Below are 17,698 nucleotides of genomic sequence, written 5' to 3' on the forward strand. Positions count from 1 at the left end.
CGCTCAGTCGTCGCGCTGCATTGCGGCAAGGATATCGTCCGTGATGTCGACCCGGTCGCTGGCGTAGAGCACATTGCGCTCGGTGAGGATGACGTCGATCTCGCGTTCGCGCGCCAGTTCCACGATGGCGTCGTTGATCCGCCGCTGCAGCCGGGAGAGTTCTTCGTTACGGCGCACGTTCAGGTCCTCGCTGAAGCTCTCCTGGGCGCGCCGGAACTCTCGCGAGCGCTGGGAAAACTCCCGCTCCAGATCGGCCCGCTCAGAGGGATTCATCATGTCCCCGTCGCGCTCCAGCCGGTCACGCATGCGCTGCAGCTCTTCCCGTTCGGCCACAAGCTCGGCGTCACGCGGGGAGAACTCGCGTTCGAGCTCGCGCATAGCCTGCTCGGCCTGCGGCGAGTCCTCCAGGATGCGGTTCATCGTCACAAACGCGACGTTCTGAGCCCCGGCCTGTGCCGGGAGGGCCAGCCAGCCAGCCAACAACAGCACGGCGGACAGCGCCAGGGCGCCGCCCTTCATGGTCCCACTGCGCTGACTCATCGTTTCTTGCTCCTTACACTCAGAAGGATGCCCCCAGCAGGAACTGGAAGCGCTGGATGTCGTCCTCCGGCTGGTCGTTCAGCGGCTCGGCCACACTAAAGCTCAGCGGCCCGACCGGCGAGAACCAGGTAACCGCGAAGCCAGCGGAGGCCCGCAGTTCGCCGACGTCCCAATCGCCCGGGTCGTTGAATACATTACCCGCATCGACGAAGGTACTCATCCGCACGGCATCGTTATCGGCCGCAAACGGCAGCGGGTAGAACAACTCGCCCGAGATCGTAGTGCGGAACCGGCCACCATACGGGTCGTCGTTCGAATCGCGCGTCGCGGGAACGTCCTCGCCCCGGAATTCGCGCAACTCGCGCTGGTCACCCAGGCGGTTGTCCTCGTAGCCACGCACCGACCGAATCCCGCCGGCGAACAGCCGTTCATAGAACGGCAACTCGGACCCGCCGTAGCCGTCCGCGTAGGCGATCCCACCGGAGAGGCTGAACGAATAGCGATCCGACAGGCGGAAGATCTCCTCGCCAGAATAAGTCAGCTTGTAGAACTCTCGATCACTGCCGGGCACGGCAAGTTCCAGACCAATGCGGTGGCGTCGGCCCTGGGTGGCAAAGGTGGTCCGATCGCGCGTGTCATGGATATAACTCGTCTCGATCTTGTAGAAATTCGCCGAACTGCCGAACTCATCGATCTCGTCAAAGATCTCGTCCGGGCTGCCCCGCCGGCCATCGCGGTCAACCGTGTCAATATCGATGTGCTCGAATCCGGGCACGATCCGCACACGATCGAACTCCGACAGCGGGATCCCGTAGCTCACGTCGAACCCGTAGCGGTTCGAGGAGTAGCGCGAGATATTCGCCCGCTCGGCGTCGATCTTGCGGTAGAAGACGGAGAACCCGCGACTGGCCCCGGCGGGGGTGTAGTGCGGGTTGGTCACGCTCATGCGGAAGATCTGGTTCACCCGGCTGGTGCTGACCTCCGCATTGAAGCGGTTCCCGGTGCCCAGGAAGTTGTCCTGCTGCAGCCCGGCCGTCAGCAGCACACCCTGGTTCTGCGAGAAACCCGCCCCGAGCGTCAGCGCGCCGGATTGCTGCTCGGTCACCGTGATATTCAGGTCCACCTCGTCATCAGTACCGGGGACCCGCTGCGTCTCCACATTCACGCTCTGCACGAATGGCAGACGCTGCAGCCGCACGCGGGAGCGCTCGATCAAGGCCCCGTTGTACCAGGAGCTCTCCATCTGCCGCAGCTCGCGGCGATAGACGCGCTCCTCCGTATTCTCGTTACCGGTGATCTGGATACGGCGCACATAGACGCGCGGGCCTGGGTCGATAAAGAAGGTGATCTCGACCTCGCGGCTGTCCTCGTCGACATCCGGCACGGGATTCACGTTGGCGAATGCATAGCCGTCCTGCATCAAGCGATTGGTGATCCGCTCGGCCGATTGCGTCACCTGGCTGCGCGAGAAGGGTTCACCCACATCAATCTCGACCAGCTCTTCCAGCTCGTCCCGCGACACCACGAAATCGCCCGCCAGGTCGAATCCGGTGACGGTATAGCGCTCCCCCTCATCCACGTTAATCGTGATGAACAGATCGCGGCGGTCCGGCGTCAGGGTCACTTGGGTGGAATCGATATCGAACTCGAGAAAGCCCTCGTCCAGATAATGCGAACGCAGCTGCTCCAGATCGCCCGACAATTTCTCGCGGGAATAGTGGTCCCGCCGACTGAAAAAGGCCCACCAGCGGGGCACGCCCGAATCAAACCGGCGAGTCAGCTCGCGGTTGGTGAAGGTCTCGTTGCCCACCACATTGACCTGCTGGATCCGCGCCACAGGGCCTTCGGCGATATCGATCTCGATATCCACACGGTTGCGCGGCAGGTCGATGATCTCGACGTCCACCTCGACGTTGTAGCGGCCGCGCGCAAAGTACTGCTGGCGCAGTTCACTCTCGATCCGGTCGAGCATCGTGCGGTTGAACACGCGACCGCTGCGCAGTCCGGCCGCTTCAAGCGCCTCGCGCAAGCCGTCGTCGGGGATGTCGCGGTTCCCGGAAAAGTTGATCTCGTTGATCGCCGGACGCTCGGAGACAATCACCACCAGCACGTTCCCACGCCGGGCAATCTCCACGTCGTCGAAAAACCCCGTCTGGAACATCTCGCGGATGATGTCCGGGCTCTGGCTTTCATCGAAGGTGTCGCCCACTTCGACTGGCAGATAGCTCAGCGCCGTACCGGCGGTAATCCGTTCCAGCCCCTCGATCTCGATATCCTCGATCTGGTAGGTCTGCCCCCAGGCCGTACCTGCCAGACCCAGGAGACCGACCAGGGCTATTGCTCTCAAGCTGTTTCGCGACATGCTTTCCGCCAATTCAGAAGGGCTGTGTCGGGTTCACCCGAACAGACGTGTCAAATCGTTGTACAGGGCCAGCAACATCAACCCGGCGATCGCGAGGATGCCGAACTGCTGCCCGATCATCTGGGCGCGCTCGGACACCGGGCTGCCTTTAACCGCCTCCACGGCGTAATACAGCAGGTGGCCACCGTCCAGCAGCGGGATCGGCAACAGGTTGATAATCCCCAGCGACACACTGACCAGCGCCAGGAATCCAAGGAAGGCCGAGATCCCGATCACCGCAGTGGTGCCCGCAAACTCGGCTATGGTAACCGGTCCGCTAATGTTTTTGACCGACGCCTCGCCGGTGACCATGCGCCAGAGGATACCGACCGTCAGAATCGAGACATCCCAGGTTCGGGCCGCCCCTGAAAGCAGGGCCTCCACGGGGCCCTGGCGCACCAGTACTGCCATCTCGCGCGCCGCTGGCTGATCTGGATCCACCCCCGCACCGATGCGCCCGATGGTCTCGCCATTGGTGGCGATTGCCTCCGGCGTCACCCTCAGCTCGACCGTTTGGTCACCACGTTCCACCTGCACGAGCTGTTCACGCTCCGGGCTCGCCTGAATGCGGCGGACCCAGTCGTTCCAGTCGTCGATCGGGTCACCGTCCACGGTCAGCACGCGGTCGCCGGGTTCAAGCCCGGCCGCCGCCGCGGGACTGTCCGACTCGACCTGCCCGATGCGCGGGACCAATGCCGGCCGATACGGAGCAAGCCCCACCTGCTCCAGGAATTGCCCCTGGCCGAGGATCGCCTGACGATCACGCAAATCCAGCGTGCGCTCCACCTCGCGACCATCGCGGTCGCGCACGAGAACCGGCACCGTATCACCCCGTACGGCGTGGTCAAGGAGCCGAAGGTTCGTTTGCTCCCAGTCCCGCACGGCGCGCCCGTCGACCGCGAGAATCTCCTCGCCGCGCTCCAGGCCCGCGACCGCCGCCGGGCTGTCCGCGGTAATGTCACCCACTACCGGTCGCACCCCGCCCACGCCAATCATGAACATCGCACCGTAAGCGACGATCGCAAACAGGAAATTCGCCAGCGGCCCGGCGGACACGATAAATGTTCGCGCCTTCAGGCCCTTGTTGTTGAAGGCGCGATACCGCTCCTCGGGCGCCACGTCGCCCTCGCGCTCGTCAAGCATCTTCACGTACCCGCCAAGCGGCAGGGCCGCCACGACGAACTCCGTTCGATCACGTCCGATCCGGCGGCTCAACAGCGGCCGCCCGAATCCGACCGAGAAGCGCAGTACCTTGACCCCCATCGCGCGTGCCGCCAGATAGTGCCCATACTCGTGCACCGTCACCAGCACACCGATGGCCACGGCGAACGCCAGCAAACTGGTCAGCAGCGTCATGACACCGCCCGTCGCTGCAGACGCCCGATCTCGCTACCGGCATGGGCGCGTGCCTCGGCATCCGCCGCCAGGACACGTCCCAGGGAATCGGCTGCCTGCGTCGGCAGCGCGTCCAGCGTCCGCTCGATGACCACGGCAATATCGCTGAAGGCCAAGCGGTCCGACAGGAAGGCCTCTACCGCGACCTCATTCGCCGCGTTCAGCACGGCGGTGGCCGTACCCCCCTGCTCCATGGCTCGGTAGGCCAGCCCCAAGGCGGGGAACCGTTCGGCTTCCGGCTCGCGAAACTCCAGCGGCCCCACCGTCAGCAGATCCAGTGGTGCCACCCCGGACGCCACCCGGTCGGGCCAGGCCAGCGCATGCGCGATCGGCGTACGCATGTCGGGATTACCCATCTGGGCAAGTACCGAGCCGTCGTTGTACGCCACCATCGAGTGCACGATGCTTTGCGGATGCAGCACGACCTGGATGGCCGCGGGTCGAACCGCGAACAGCCAGCAGGCCTCGATCACTTCCAGGCCCTTGTTCATCATCGTGGCAGAATCGACCGAAATCTTGCGTCCCATGTCCCAGTTCGGGTGGGCGCAGGCCTCTTCGGGCGAGATGTCGCCAAAAGTATCGAGAGGGCGGTCGCGGAACGGGCCACCCGAGGCGGTCAGCCAGATGCGTTCGACGCCATGCGGATTCACCTCGTCCGCACAGACGTACCCCGTCGGCAGACACTGAAAAATCGCATTGTGCTCGCTGTCGATCGGCAACAGACAAGCCCCGGAGCGGCGCACGGCATCGATCAGCAGCGCCCCGGACATGACCAGGGCCTCTTTGTTCGCCAGCAGCACGCGTTTGCCGGCCTCGGCCGCGGCGAGAGTCGGCAGGAGCCCGGCCGCGCCAACAATGGCCGCCATCACAGCGTCCACCTCCGGTGCCGCCGCCACCTGGGCCAGGGCGTCGGGCCCTGCCCTTACCTCGGTGGCACACCCGGCCGCCTCCAGCTCGCGCTGAAGCGCGTCCGCGGCCGCCTCCTCGGCCACGACGGCCACGCGCGGTCGGAACTCCAGGCACTGCGCCTTCAGGCGTTCCACATTGCGGTGCGCGGTCAACGCATAGACCTGAAAGCGCCCCGGCTGGCGCGACACGACATCCAGGGTGCTGACGCCGATGCTGCCGGTGGAACCGAGTATGGTGATCCGCGTGGGGCTCATAACGTGTTACCTGCGACTCTTTATGCCCCGGGGACGGGCAACAAGGCCAGCCAGAGCAAGCCGGCCAGAAAGATCGGGGCCGCCGCGATCAGGCTGTCGATGCGATCCAGAATACCCCCGTGACCGGGTAGCAAGGAACCGCTGTCCTTGGCACCCGCCTGGCGCTTGAGAATGCTCTCGAACAGGTCACCCACCACCGACACCAGCGCAATCAGGATCGACAGCAGCACGAACACCAGGGCATCCATGGGCGCCAGCCCCCAAGTACCAGCCACCAGCACCGCCAGGGCGAAGACCGCGCCCAGACCGCCGAGCAAGCCTTCGCGGGTCTTCCCCGGACTGATGTGCGGCGCCAGAGCGTTGCGCCCGAAGGCCTTTCCGGCGAAGTAGGCACCGGTATCGGCAAAGCCCACCAGAACGATCAGGTACACCACCAGCCAGGGCGCCAGCGCATGCAGCCAGACGATGGCCATACCCGCGGGCACCAGCGTCAACACCGCCGCGACGGTGAGCAGCTTGGGGCGCGGCCCACGCCCGTCGATCCCGGAGCGGTAAAACGGTAGTGCCAGCACAATCAGCAGCCACCAGACAACCGCAAACAGGAGAACCAATAGATGCACAGGCTGCGCCAGCGTCAGTCCCAAGGCCACCAGTGGCGTCAGCACCAGCACCACCAGCGCCGCGCGTTCCCAGGCCGCGTGCAGCCCGGTCAGCTCGCCCCACTCCCAGGTGGCCAGTCCAATTCCCAGAGCCATCAACGCCAGCACCGCCCAGTTGGGCCCGAACGCGATCAGTGCCAGCGCGGGCAGCCCGATGACCGCGGCGGTCATTACACGGGTTCTAAGCACCGGGGACCTCGGTCGCTGAACAGGCCCCGGCAGGTACACGACCAAAACGCCGCTGCCGCTGGGCATACCAGGCCAGGCTGCGCTCGAAGTCCTTCACGCCAACATCCGGCCAGTAGGTCTCGATGAACAGTATTTCGGCGTAGGCCGCCTGCCACAGGAGGAAGTTGCTGATGCGTTGTTCGCCGCCGGTTCGGATCAGCAGGTCCACGTCTGCCAGACCGGCAGTACTCAACTCGGCCGCAAAGGCGGACTCGGCATCACCATCGGCCTCCGACCCACCACTGGCCACCCAACGCCTGGCCGCCTGCAGGATGTCCCAGCGGCCGCCGTATCCCAGTGCAACCACCAGGCACATCCCCTCGTTGCCCGCGGTGGCCTCTTCGGCCTCGCCCATACGGGTTTGTAGCGTTGGAGGAAATGTGGCGCGATCGCCGATGAATCTCAGGCGAATGCCGCGCTCGACCAGCTCGGGCAGTTCGCCCTCGATGGCCGTGACAAAGAGTTCAAAAAGCGCCTCGACCTCGGCGCGGGGGCGACCCCAGTTCTCGCTGCTGAACGCAAATACCGTGAGCGACTGAATACCGTGTTCGGCGTAGAAACGCACCGCCCGGCGGGTTGCCTCCAGACCCTCTCGGTGGCCTTCGGAGCGGTCCAGCCCACGGGCCTGGGCCCAGCGCCCGTTGCCATCCATAATGATGGCAACGTGGCCGGGCAGCGCGGGATCTGTGGCGGAGGAAACCGGCATACGGGGATGGCCGGTCAGACTTCCATCAACTCGGCTTCCTTGTCCTCGAGCAATGCATCGATCTTCGCGATGTGGTCGTCGGTGAGCTTTTGCACCTGCTCCTGTGCCTTGCGCTCTTCGTCTTCCGAGACCTCCTTGTCCTTCACCGCCTGCTTGAAGGTGTTGTTGGCGTCGCGGCGGATATTGCGCACCGCAACACGCGCATTTTCGGCCTCGGCCCTGACTACCTTGACCAGGTCACGGCGACGTTCTTCCGTCAGCGCCGGCAGCGGCACCCGGATCACAGTGCCCATGCTCGCCGGGTTCAGACCCAGGTCCGAGGTCATGATCGCCTTCTCCACCTTCGCGACCATGTCCTTTTCGTATGGCACCACGGCCAGGGTGCGCGAGTCCTCGGCGTTGATGTTCGCGACCTGATTGATCGGCACTTCCATGCCGTAGTAGTCGACATGCACATGCTCGAGCAGACTGGGGTGCGCGCGACCCGTGCGAATCTTGGCCAGCTCGTTGCGCAGGGCCTCAATGCTCTTGTCCATGCGCTGGCGCGCGTCCTTGATCGTGGCGTCAGTCATCTCGGGATCCCTCGACCAGGGTTCCCACCGGCTCGCCCATCACCAGCCGGCGGAGGTCCCCTTTTGCAAACATGTTCATCACGCGGATGGGCAGGCCGTTATCACGACACATCACCAGCGCGGTCGTATCCATTACACCCAGGCGGCGTTCCAGCGCCTCGTCGAACGTCAGGCGTTCATAACGGCGGGCATCCTTGCTCGTCATCGGGTCCGAATCATAGACCCCGTCCACCTTGGTGGCCTTGATCATCAATTCGGCATTGATCTCGATGGCGCGCAGCGAAGCGGCGGAGTCGGTGGTAAAGAAGGGGTTGCCGGTTCCCGCGGCGAACACCACGATCCGGCCCTTTTCCAGATGCCGCACGGCGCGGCGGCGAATGTAGTCTTCGCAGACCTGATTAATGCGGATGGCCGACATCACGCGGGAGAAACGACCCGCGCGTTCGATCGCATCCTGAATGGCCAGGGCATTGATTACCGTGGCCAGCATGCCCATGTGGTCGCCCGTAACCCGGTCCATGCCACCCTGGGCGAGACCGGCGCCACGAAAGATGTTGCCCCCTCCGATCACGATGCCGACCTCGACACCCATGCTCGAAAGCTCCGACACCTCTTCGGCGACCTGCGCCAGGACATCCGGGTCCACCCCATAGGATTGCTGGCCCATCAGGGCCTCCCCGCTTAACTTCAGAAGGATGCGCCTGTACGCGGGCTGCCTGTCCTGACTCATTGGGCTCCTTTATCGGGCTCGGGTCCTGCACCTGTCATCAATGGCCGTGCTTGCCGGCCGGCGAGCGATGCGGGCGCGTCCTGCGCCCGCATCGGGAGTCTACGCCAAAGCGATTCGGCGGATCAGGCCCCGCGGGCTTGAGCCATCACTTCTTCGGCGAAGTTCTCTTTTTTCTTCTCGATGCCTTCGCCCACCTCGTAGCGCAGGAAACCGGTAACCGAGGCGCCCTTCGCTTCCAGCAGCTGGCCAACGGTCTGATCCGGGTCCTTCACGAACGGCTGACCGACCAGGGTGATCTCGGCGAGGTACTTGCGAATGCGGCCTTCGATCATCTTCTCGATGATGTTCTCCGGCTTGCCGGATTCCTCGGCCTGCGCCTTGAAGATCGCGCGTTCCTTGTCGAGCAGGTCCTGCGGGACACCAGACTCGTCCACACACACCGGCTTCGAGGCCGCAATGTGCATCGCAACGTCCTTCGCGAGGGCCTCGTCGCCACCCTTCAGGCTGACCACGACACCAATGCGCGTGCCGTGCTGGTAGAAGCCCAGCGCGTCCTCGGCCTGCAGGCGGTCAAAGCGGCGCACCTGCACGTTCTCGCCGACCTTCGCGATCAGCTGCGTACGGTGTTCCTCAAGGGTCTGGCCGTCGACGGTCTCGGCCATCAGGCCTTCCACGTCGCCAGCACCGGAGTTCAGAGCGATCTGGGCGCACTGCGCGGAGAAGGCACGGAAGTTGTCGTCGTTACCGACAAAGTCGGTCTCGCAGTTGATCTCGACCAGCACGGCCTTGTTGCCCTCGCTGACGATCTCGACGCGGCCTTCGGCCGCCACACGACCGGCTTTCTTGTCGGCCTTGGCCATGCCGGACTTGCGCATGGCCTCCACGGCGGCTTCCAGGTCGCCCCCGGTCTCAGTCAGTGCCTTCTTGCACTCCATCATGCCGGCGCCAGTGCGCTCGCGCAGTTCTTTCACTTGGGCAGCAGTAATCTGCATCGGGATGTACTCCTGAAAAATTCGTCAATCGAGCCGGCCACGCAGCAAACCGGGGCCGGCTCTTTGGTTCAAGTGGCCCGGGCGCGGTATCGCGCACCGGGCCCAATGCCCACTCAGGCCGGGTTGGCCGGGGCCGCCTCGCTGGATTCGGCATTGCCCCCGGCATCGGCAGCGGCATCCGCGAACTCGTCCTCGGACACGCCGCCCGTGGTCACCGCGCCCTTGGCCTCGATGATCGTGTCAGCAATCGCAGCTACGTACAGCTGGATCGCACGCATCGCGTCGTCGTTGCCCGGGATCACGTAGTCCACGCCTTCCGGCGAGTGGTTGGAATCGACCACCGCCACGACCGGGATACCGCGTTTCTTGGCCTCGGCCACTGCGATCTTCTCGTAGCCAACGTCGATCACGAACATCGCGTCCGGCATGCGGTTCATGTCCTTGATGCCGCCCAGGCTGCGCTCGAGCTTGTCCTTCTCGCGGCGGCGGGTCAGTGCTTCGCGCTTGTTCAGCACCTCAAAGCTGCCATCGGCGTCCATGGTCTCCAGGTCCTTCAGGCGCTTGATCGACTGCTTGACCGTGCTGAAGTTGGTCAGCATGCCGCCCAGCCAGCGATGGGAAACGAACGGCATGCCGCAACGGCGCGCCTCTTCGGCCACCACTTCACGCGCGGAGCGCTTGGTGCCCACGAACATGATCTTGCCGCCGTCTGCGGCGATCTTGCCGAGGAAGTTCAACGCATCGTTGAACATCGGCAGGGACTTCTCGAGGTTGATGATATGAATCTTGTTGCGTTCCCCGAAGATGTACGGGGCCATTTTGGGATGCCAGTAACGCGTCTGGTGGCCGAAATGCACACCGGCTTCCAGCATCTGTCGCATAGTCACGAGGGACATTAGATTTCTCCTGTAACGGGTTGAGCCTCCACGCATCCCGATCTGAAACCCGAGCACGAGACCGAAGCCTCCTGGCGGGCACCCGACAGACCGTGTCGATGCGTGTGTGGATTAAGGTTCCGCGAGACCGCCGGCTTCCGGCCGCCTCCCGACCCCGCCGAATTGCCAGCGAGGCGCGCGCTTTATAGCATAGGACGCTGACTTGAACCAACTATCCGGGCCCTGTTTGGCGCCGTGTCGCGGGCTCCCGAGACCCGCCACACAACCCTCGCAGGTCTCGACCGGAGCCCCCATGTCCGTAACCATCAAGACCCCAGAAGAGATCGAACACATGCGCGTCGCCGGCCGTCTGGCCGCCGAAGTCCTGGAGATGATCGAACCGCATGTGCAGGCCGGGGTCACCACCGGCGAGCTGGATCGCATCTGCCATGACTACATCGTGAACACCCAGGATGCGATCCCCGCGCCGCTGAACTATCGCGGCTTTCCCAAATCGATCTGCACCTCGGTCAATCACCAGGTCTGTCACGGCATCCCGGGCGATCGCAAGCTGAAAAACGGCGACATTCTCAATATCGATATCACCGTGATCAAGAACGGCTTTCACGGCGACACCAGCCGCATGTTCGTGATCGGCAAGCCCAGCATTCAGGCGCAGCGCGTGATCGACGTCGCCCGCACCAGCATGTATCTCGGCATCCAGCAGGTACGCCCCGGCGCGACCCTCGGCGACATCGGGCACGCGATCCAGCAGTACGCCGAAAGCCAGCGCTGCTCGGTGGTGCGCGAGTTCTGCGGTCACGGTATCGGGCGCGGCTTCCACGAAGATCCGCAGGTGCTGCACTACGGCAAGCCGGGCACCGGGCTTAAACTCGAGGAAGGCATGTGCTTCACCATCGAGCCGATGATCAACGCCGGGCGCCGGCATACCCGGATCCTCGCTGACGGCTGGACCGCCGTGACCAAGGACCACAGCCCGTCCGCGCAGTGGGAACATACCCTCCTGGTGACCGCAGACGGCTACGAGATCCTGACCCTGCGCAAGGACGAGACGCCACCACAGGAACTCGCGGCCTGAGGGGCTGCCCGTGAGTACCCTGCCCGCCGGCGGCACCCCCAGCGAGGGCGACGCCCCCGCCTTCTCGCCCGACTGGGGCGAGGACTACCAGCGCCTGAGCCGTAACCCCGGGAATATCTCCCTGTTCCGCGATCGCCGACGCGCAATCCTCGAACAGCAGTACCAGGGCTTTCGCGACGGCATGCCGATCGAGGAGCTGATCCTCGGTCACGCCCGCCGCATCGACGAGATGCTCAAGCTGATCTGGGCCCAGCAGGGGCTGGCCGATGACGACCGGCTGTGCCTGGTCGCGGTCGGTGGCTACGGACGGGGCGAGTTGCACCCCGCTTCCGACATCGACCTGCAGATCGTGATCGACGGCACCACGGACCGAGAGGTATTCGACCGAATCAGCGCATTCGTCACCTTCCTCTGGGATATCGGGATCGAGGTCGGCCACAGCGTGCGCGGCATCGAGGACTGTACCCGCGAGGCCCGTGACGACATCACGGTCGCGACCAACCTGATCGAGTCACGCTACTTAAGTGGCAATTTAAGTCTTTTCAATGAATTTCGCGGCGCGATCGACTCTGATCGCATCTGGGACTCGCGCAGCTTTTACGCCGCGAAGCTCGCGGAACAGCAGGCACGGCACCGCCGCTTCGGCGAGACCGGCTACCGCCTGGAACCCAACGTGAAGGAAGGCCCCGGCGGGCTGCGCGACATCCAGATGATCGGCTGGGTCACCAAGCGCCACTACGGCGCGGAACGTATCGAGGAACTGGTATCGCTCGGCTTCCTGCGCGAAGGCGAGCTTCACGAGATGCTGGAGGGCCAGAGCTTTCTCTGGCGTGTACGCTTCGCCCTGCACATGCTCGCCGGGCGCCGCGAGGACCGGTTGTTGTTTGACCTGCAGCGTCAGCTGGCCAACACATTCGGCTTCGTGGACCAGAACCACAACCGTGCGGTCGAGCAATTCATGCAGCGCTACTTCCGCACGATCAACGACCTGGAGCGGCTTAACGAGCTGCTCCTGCAGCACTTCAACGAAGCCATCCTCGATGATCCGCAGGCCCTGCAGGAGCCCATCCGCATTCATCAGCGCTTCCAGGTGCGCGGCGGCTATCTGGAAGTGGCCCACGACCAGGTCTTCATGATTTACCCACCGGCCCTGCTGGAGGTCTTTCGCCTGCTGCAGGAGCATCCGGAGATCCAGGGAATTCGCGCCTCGACCATTCGCCTGATCCGCGCCCACCGCCACCTGATCGACGGCCATTTCCGTCGCAACCCGGTCTGCCGCGCCCTGTTCATGGACATCCTGCGCGCGCCCCGCGGCATTACCAGTCAGCTCCGCCGCATGAACCGCTACGGCGTACTGGGGAACTACCTGCCCGCCTTCGGACGCATCATCGGACGCATGCAGTACGACCTGTTCCATGCCTACACGGTGGACGAACACACCCTTAACGTGGTGCGCAACGCCCGCCGACTGGCCCTGCCAGAATTCGCCCACGAACAACCACTTGCGCACCGTATTTACACGGAACTGGAACGTCCCGAACGACTGGTACTGGGCGCCCTGTTCCACGACATCGCCAAGGGTCGTGGCGGCGACCACTCGGAGTTGGGCGCCCACGACGCCCTGCACTTCTGCCAGCAACACGGCCTGTCCGACGAAGACGCGGGCCTGGTGGCCTGGCTGGTCCGCTCCCACCTGCTGATGTCGCTCACCGCCCAGCGCAAGGACATCTCCGACCCCGATGTCGTGCTGGCCTTCGCCCGCGAGGTGCGCACCCGCGAACGCCTCGACTTCCTGTACCTGCTGACCATCGCCGATATCCGCGGCACCAACCCGGAGCTGTGGAACAGCTGGAAGGATTCGCTGCTGCAAACGCTTTATCACGCCACGCGCAACGTACTCGAGCGCGGCCTCGACGCGGCCCCGAACATGGACGCACAGATTCGCGAGACCCGCGGCGAGGCCCTGCAACTGCTCGAGGGGCGTGGCTTTGGGGCCCACGACGCCGAAGCCCTGTGGGACGAGCTCGACGACGAGTACTTCCTGCGCCACTCTGCCGACGAGGTCGCCTGGCACGGACAGGCCCTGCTGCCGCTGAAGGCGGACGAACTGCCATTGATTCTGGTGCGCCCCAAGACCTCCCGCGGCAGCACCGAGATCTTCGTCTACGCGGAAGACCACCCCTACCTGTTCGCCCGCATCACCAGCGCGCTGACCCAGCTGGGCCTCGACATCGTCGACGCCCGCATCATCACCACGGCCGGGGGGCGCACACTGGACACGTTCCTGGTGCTGGAGAGCGGCGGCGGCCAGACGGTGGACGCCGGTTACCGCAGCGACGAGATCCGCCAGTACCTTGCGAACGAACTCACCCGCACCGATGGCGAAAAGACCCCGGTGAGCCGCCAGTTACCCCGCCGCCTGAAGCATTTCGACGTGGATACGCAGATCGAATTCGAATCCGCCTCCGGCGGGCAAGCCACACGCATGCGCCTGCGCGCGCTCGACCGCCCCGGGCTCCTGTCGACCATCGGTCACGTCCTGGCCGAACACGCCATCGACGTCCGCACGGCCCGCATCGCCACGGCCGGCGAGCAGGTAGAGGACAGCTTCCTGCTGGAGTGCAACAACGGCGGGGCCCTCTCCGAAAACCAGCAGGAGACCCTCCGCAACGCCCTGCTGGAACGCATCTGACACACATCCGCGTCCAGAGCCCACAGCACATCGGTCAGGGCGAACGCGCCTCCAGCGGTTCGGGGGACGGGCGGGCCTCGGCGTTGCCCAGAAGCCGCGCCTCGAAGTCCGTCAGTACGCTGAACTCCACCCGCCGCGAGGCCTCGTGGTCTTCCTGTCCATCGGCATCCAGCACCCGCCGCGACGAGGACAAACCGACCGCCGCCACACGCGATCGGAACCAGTCGTCCTCCTGCAGGGGCTCAAGCCGGTAGGCATGCTCGAGCACCGCTCGGGTACGGCGCTGGCTCAGGTCCATATTGCCGAAGTAGGCATCCATCGCATCGTCGCTTCCGGCCCACTCGCTGGAGGTATGCCCCTCGATACGCACCTCGCGGATCACGTCCGCAAACGGCCGCAGCTGCTCGGCGTAGCGCGGCATGAAATCGTCCAGGATCGTCTCGAAGCGCGGGCGGATACTCGCGGAACTGCGCTCGAACAGAACCTCCGGCTCGCGAAAGCGCAGCGTCAGGGTGTCGCGGTCGAGTTCCGCATTCCAGCGCGGCAGGTCCTCGCGAAACTCCTCCTCCAGCACCGAGTAGATCGCCGCGCGCAACGCTGTGGCCTCGTTGCGCACCTCGACATGGGCCGCGCTGGAGCGCTCGACCTGCACCATATGCAACAGCGCCAGAAACAGGAAGATCATCATCAACGCGGCCATCAGGTCCGCCACCGCCAGCCAGTGCGACCCCTGATCCGCCTCGTGCGTAGCGCCACCCGCGCGCGCCCGGGGTCGAAGCCACCAGCGCAGGATCACGACCGCGCCCCCAGGGTGTCCGCCGGCGTCGCCACCCCCACTGCGAACGCGTCTCCCCGCCAGCGCGACTCGGCCGCACGCCCGGATTGCACGGCGTTCTCGATGCTCTCCAGCATCGCCTCGAGCCGGGCATCCATCGCCGGGAAGGCCTCGGTGGCCCGGTCACGCAGGGCGGCGATCGCACTCAGCAGGGCCTCCAGCTCCACCGTTTCCCGTCGCAGACTGGCCAGCGTCGCATCCTGCTCCTCGACATGGCGGGTAATCTTCAGCGCCTGGCCCGTCAGGCGCTCCAGTGCACCCTCGCTCTGTTCGACGCCCTCGCGCGCCTGGTCAAACGCCCGGTGCAGGGTGTCCATCTGTTCGCGGTAGCGGTCCTGCCAGTCCACCAGCCGCGCCACCGAATCGTCCAGCCGGCGAAAGTTCTCGCCGAACTGCTCGCCCAGACGGTCGTTGAAATCGCGGATCACCTGCTCCAGCGCCGCCACCAGATGACCGCTGCTGAGCTCGCTCATGCGGTCCGCCAGCCCCTCCAGACTCTGCTTCAGCTCGTGGTGCTGATTTTCGAGACGCTGGTCCAGACGACGGTCCATCTGCTGCACCGCCTGCAGCAGGGCCCGCGTCGCGTCCCGCTGCTCGGCCAATACGCGCTCGGGATCACCGCCGACCTGGGCATCACCTCCACCCTCCGCCCCCTCGACCGGGGACGGCATCATCACCTGCAGCACGCGCAGCACTGCGGCCAGCAGGATACCCACGATGCTGGTCACGAACGCGAGTTTCAGCCCCTCCAGCAATGCCGGAATACTCGCCTCTACCCGCGCCGCATCGAAGTCGATCAGCCCGATCGCAACGCCGAGGAACGTACCCAGGATCCCCAGTGTCGTCAGCAAGGCGGGCGCGGCACCCTGAAACGCGTTCGCCCGCCGCAGTGTCAGCGCCATCAGGGCCACCAGAAAGAGCACGAACAGCAACAGCGAAAAGGCACCGATAACGGTCAGCGGGGTCAGCCCCTGCAGGGTGGCGAGCAACGCCTCGGCGACGCGGTCGAAAATGGTCATCTTGATTCCTCCGGCCGCGCCCGTCGGCGCGGTGATCTGCATGCGACAATACCTCATGCAAATTCGACGCCAGCTCCCTCGCAACCCGCCCAAGTAGACGCGCACGAGCGGATTCAACGGAATTCCGACAGCCGCGCGAAACAGCACCCTCTCTGCGGTGCCGATTTATTGACGCATGGACACACCAAGTGCGGTTGACTATAGAAACCTGCAAGCCCATGCACCGGGATCGCACCCGATGGGAAAACGTCAGGCCGGGTTACCCCCTCTTCCAGCGTCCGTAAACCGCCGGGCTCGCCTGCGCACCATTGGACTTGTGCTGGTAGTCGCACTACTGCCTGGCACAGCGTTTACGGACGAAGCCTGGGAGCTGGGGATACAGCCATTCGCGAGTCCCCAGGCTCTGTTTCAGCGATACGCCCCGTTGCGCGAATGGCTTGCCGACCTGCGCCAGGCGCCCGTACACCTGGAAGCCTCGCGCGATTTCCCTCGGTTTATCGAGCGCCTGTCGGAGGAGCGCTACGACGTGGCGATTGTCGCTCCGCACGTCGTTCCGCTACTCGGCGAAACCAGCGCGTATCGCCCAATCGCTCGTTCGCGCGATACCCTGGCCATGATCATCGTGGCACCAGTGGACGCGCCGCCCCGGCAATTGACCGACCTGGAGGACGCAACCCTGGCGACCCCCGCTCGGCACAGTCTGGGTACCCGGCTGGCCAGAGAGCGAATCCGCGCGGTGTTCGATACGGAGGATCCCCCGATCCACTATCTGGAGTTTCCGCACCACAATGCCGCCGCGGCGGCCATGCAACGCGGACTGGCCGAAGCGGCCGTACTGGTGATTGATGCACGCGCGCTCGAGTCGCCACGCTCGCCGCAGGAGGGGCCCCGCACCATTGCCCTGGCCGATGGCAGCCTGGCCCGCATCCTCGCCCAGTCGGACCCTTTCCCCGGCGTTACGATCGTGCTGCACGAACGGGTGCAAACGAATGATCTAGACTTGCAGACACAATTGCTGGAGCTTTCCAGCACCACCTCCGGGCAACAACGGCTGCGCGCGTTTGGCCACTCTCGTGGCTTCGAACCGGCAAGCCCGGAGGACTATGAAGCCTTCAGGAGCCTACCGCCAGACCACTGAATCTGACCCAGCTGCTCAACACAAGACCCCGCGCAAACCTCAACCACGCAATCAGGAGACACCGAAATGGACAACATGCTGGACGACACCGGGAAGCTGATCCTGCGACTGGCGCTGGGCGTCATGATCCTGCTGCACGGAATCGACAAGATATCCGGAGGCGTCGGACACATCGAGGGGATGCTGGCGGGGGCCGGACTGCCGGGAATACTGGCCTATGGGGCCTACATCGGCGAGGTCCTGGCACCCATCCTGTTGATCATCGGCCTGTATGCGCGCATCGGCGCCGTGCTGATCGCAGTCAACATGCTGTTCGCCATCGGGCTCGCCCATGCGGACGAAGTCGTGCAGTTGACCCAGCACGGCGGCTGGGCCATTGAACTACAGGCCATGTTCCTGTTCTCGGCGATTGCCCTCGCCCTGACTGGCCCGGGCCGCCTCGCCATCAACCGGTACTAGGAGCCTGTCGGACTTGGGGCTGATCGGCAGCGCGTGCGGGAGAACGGCCCCTTTTTCCGCTCTCTCTCGTTACATCGTTCCCACTGTGCGCCTCGAGAGACCAAAAAATGGCCTCACTCTCCTGCCCCACGCTCACGACGATCATCCAGACCCGACAGGCTTCTGGCCGCGCGCTGTCGGGCGTCCAGGCGGAGG

Annotated in this window: 16 protein-coding genes; 4 read left to right on the forward strand and 12 right to left on the reverse strand. The window is 64.7% G+C overall.

Annotation, left to right across the window (positions count from 1 at the left end):
* Positions 1–3: 3 nt before the first annotated feature.
* The 10 genes from TK90_RS07475 to rpsB form a co-directional block, all read right to left on the reverse strand.
* Complete coding sequence (locus tag TK90_RS07475) at positions 4–540, reverse strand: OmpH family outer membrane protein (protein ID WP_012982877.1); 537 nt, start codon at positions 538–540, stop codon at positions 4–6.
* Positions 541–559: 19 nt separating this feature from the next.
* Positions 560–2,902 (reverse strand): outer membrane protein assembly factor BamA, encoded by a 2,343-nt coding sequence (gene bamA, locus TK90_RS07480; protein ID WP_012982878.1) that lies wholly within the window; start codon positions 2,900–2,902, stop codon positions 560–562.
* A 33-nt stretch (positions 2,903–2,935) separates the two neighbouring features.
* Complete coding sequence (gene rseP, locus TK90_RS07485; RefSeq protein WP_012982879.1) at positions 2,936–4,297, reverse strand: RIP metalloprotease RseP; 1,362 nt, start codon at positions 4,295–4,297, stop codon at positions 2,936–2,938.
* Positions 4,294–5,499, reverse strand: a complete 1,206-nt coding sequence (gene ispC, locus TK90_RS07490; RefSeq protein WP_012982880.1) for a 1-deoxy-D-xylulose-5-phosphate reductoisomerase — start codon at positions 5,497–5,499, stop codon at positions 4,294–4,296. The genes rseP and ispC overlap by 4 nt, the downstream gene beginning before the upstream one ends.
* 20 nt (positions 5,500–5,519) lie before the next feature.
* Positions 5,520–6,329, reverse strand: coding sequence for a phosphatidate cytidylyltransferase (locus TK90_RS07495; protein ID WP_017926281.1), 810 nt, complete (start codon positions 6,327–6,329; stop codon positions 5,520–5,522).
* A gap of 10 nt (positions 6,330–6,339) precedes the next feature.
* Positions 6,340–7,092 carry a polyprenyl diphosphate synthase gene (gene uppS, locus TK90_RS07500; protein WP_012982882.1) on the reverse strand — a complete coding sequence of 251 codons (753 nt, stop codon included), beginning with the start codon at positions 7,090–7,092 and terminating at the stop codon, positions 6,340–6,342.
* 14 nt (positions 7,093–7,106) lie between these two features.
* Positions 7,107–7,664, reverse strand: a complete 558-nt coding sequence (frr, locus tag TK90_RS07505; protein WP_012982883.1) for a ribosome recycling factor — start codon at positions 7,662–7,664, stop codon at positions 7,107–7,109.
* On the reverse strand, positions 7,657–8,394 hold the full coding sequence (gene pyrH, locus TK90_RS07510) for a UMP kinase (protein ID WP_012982884.1): 738 nt from the start codon (positions 8,392–8,394) through the stop codon (positions 7,657–7,659). Before pyrH ends, frr begins: the two co-directional genes overlap by 8 nt.
* A 122-nt stretch (positions 8,395–8,516) precedes the next feature.
* Positions 8,517–9,386: a translation elongation factor Ts gene (tsf, locus tag TK90_RS07515; RefSeq protein WP_012982885.1), complete on the reverse strand. Its 870-nt coding sequence runs from the start codon at positions 9,384–9,386 to the stop codon at positions 8,517–8,519.
* Positions 9,387–9,499: 113 nt separating this feature from the next.
* Positions 9,500–10,282: a 30S ribosomal protein S2 gene (gene rpsB / locus TK90_RS07520; protein WP_012982886.1), complete on the reverse strand. Its 783-nt coding sequence runs from the start codon at positions 10,280–10,282 to the stop codon at positions 9,500–9,502.
* 292 nt (positions 10,283–10,574) lie between these two features.
* Here rpsB and map point away from each other — a divergent pair, with 292 nt between their 5' ends.
* Both map and glnD read left to right on the forward strand, forming a co-directional pair.
* Positions 10,575–11,360, forward strand: a complete 786-nt coding sequence (map, locus tag TK90_RS07525) for a type I methionyl aminopeptidase (protein WP_012982887.1) — start codon at positions 10,575–10,577, stop codon at positions 11,358–11,360.
* Between the two features lie 10 nt (positions 11,361–11,370).
* Entirely contained in the window at positions 11,371–14,052 is a 2,682-nt protein-coding gene (glnD, locus tag TK90_RS07530; protein WP_012982888.1) for a [protein-PII] uridylyltransferase, read from the forward strand.
* 34 nt (positions 14,053–14,086) lie between these two features.
* On the opposite strand, the gene TK90_RS07535 is transcribed toward glnD, so the two are convergent.
* Positions 14,087–14,848, reverse strand: coding sequence for an OmpA family protein (locus tag TK90_RS07535; RefSeq protein WP_012982889.1), 762 nt, complete (start codon positions 14,846–14,848; stop codon positions 14,087–14,089).
* Positions 14,845–15,948 carry a hypothetical protein gene (locus tag TK90_RS07540; RefSeq protein WP_012982890.1) on the reverse strand — a complete coding sequence of 368 codons (1,104 nt, stop codon included), beginning with the start codon at positions 15,946–15,948 and terminating at the stop codon, positions 14,845–14,847. Before TK90_RS07540 ends, TK90_RS07535 begins: the two co-directional genes overlap by 4 nt.
* 256 nt (positions 15,949–16,204) lie before the next feature.
* On the opposite strand from TK90_RS07540, the gene TK90_RS07545 reads away from it, so the two are divergent.
* Together TK90_RS07545 and TK90_RS07550 are read left to right on the forward strand one after the other, a co-directional pair.
* Complete coding sequence (locus tag TK90_RS07545; protein WP_371190824.1) at positions 16,205–17,044, forward strand: phosphate/phosphite/phosphonate ABC transporter substrate-binding protein; 840 nt, start codon at positions 16,205–16,207, stop codon at positions 17,042–17,044.
* A 66-nt stretch (positions 17,045–17,110) separates the two neighbouring features.
* Positions 17,111–17,503, forward strand: coding sequence for a DoxX family protein (locus tag TK90_RS07550; RefSeq protein ID WP_012982892.1), 393 nt, complete (start codon positions 17,111–17,113; stop codon positions 17,501–17,503).
* Positions 17,504–17,698: the final 195 nt, after the last annotated feature.

It is taken from the genome of Thioalkalivibrio sp. K90mix, assembly GCF_000025545.1.
GTDB lineage: Bacteria > Pseudomonadota > Gammaproteobacteria > Ectothiorhodospirales > Ectothiorhodospiraceae > Thioalkalivibrio.

Coding starts and splice junctions, on each gene's coding strand:
- TK90_RS07475 (WP_012982877.1), bottom strand. CDS start 540: ATGAGTCAGCGCAGTGGGACCATGAAGGGCGGCGCCCTGGCGCTGTCC.
- bamA (WP_012982878.1), bottom strand. CDS start 2,902: ATGTCGCGAAACAGCTTGAGAGCAATAGCCCTGGTCGGTCTCCTGGGT.
- rseP (WP_012982879.1), bottom strand. CDS start 4,297: ATGACGCTGCTGACCAGTTTGCTGGCGTTCGCCGTGGCCATCGGTGTG.
- ispC (WP_012982880.1), bottom strand. CDS start 5,499: ATGAGCCCCACGCGGATCACCATACTCGGTTCCACCGGCAGCATCGGC.
- TK90_RS07495 (WP_017926281.1), bottom strand. CDS start 6,329: ATGACCGCCGCGGTCATCGGGCTGCCCGCGCTGGCACTGATCGCGTTC.
- uppS (WP_012982882.1), bottom strand. CDS start 7,092: ATGCCGGTTTCCTCCGCCACAGATCCCGCGCTGCCCGGCCACGTTGCC.
- frr (WP_012982883.1), bottom strand. CDS start 7,664: ATGACTGACGCCACGATCAAGGACGCGCGCCAGCGCATGGACAAGAGC.
- pyrH (WP_012982884.1), bottom strand. CDS start 8,394: ATGAGTCAGGACAGGCAGCCCGCGTACAGGCGCATCCTTCTGAAGTTA.
- tsf (WP_012982885.1), bottom strand. CDS start 9,386: ATGCAGATTACTGCTGCCCAAGTGAAAGAACTGCGCGAGCGCACTGGC.
- rpsB (WP_012982886.1), bottom strand. CDS start 10,282: ATGTCCCTCGTGACTATGCGACAGATGCTGGAAGCCGGTGTGCATTTC.
- map (WP_012982887.1), top strand. CDS start 10,575: ATGTCCGTAACCATCAAGACCCCAGAAGAGATCGAACACATGCGCGTC.
- TK90_RS07540 (WP_012982890.1), bottom strand. CDS start 15,948: ATGCAGATCACCGCGCCGACGGGCGCGGCCGGAGGAATCAAGATGACC.
- TK90_RS07550 (WP_012982892.1), top strand. CDS start 17,111: ATGGACAACATGCTGGACGACACCGGGAAGCTGATCCTGCGACTGGCG.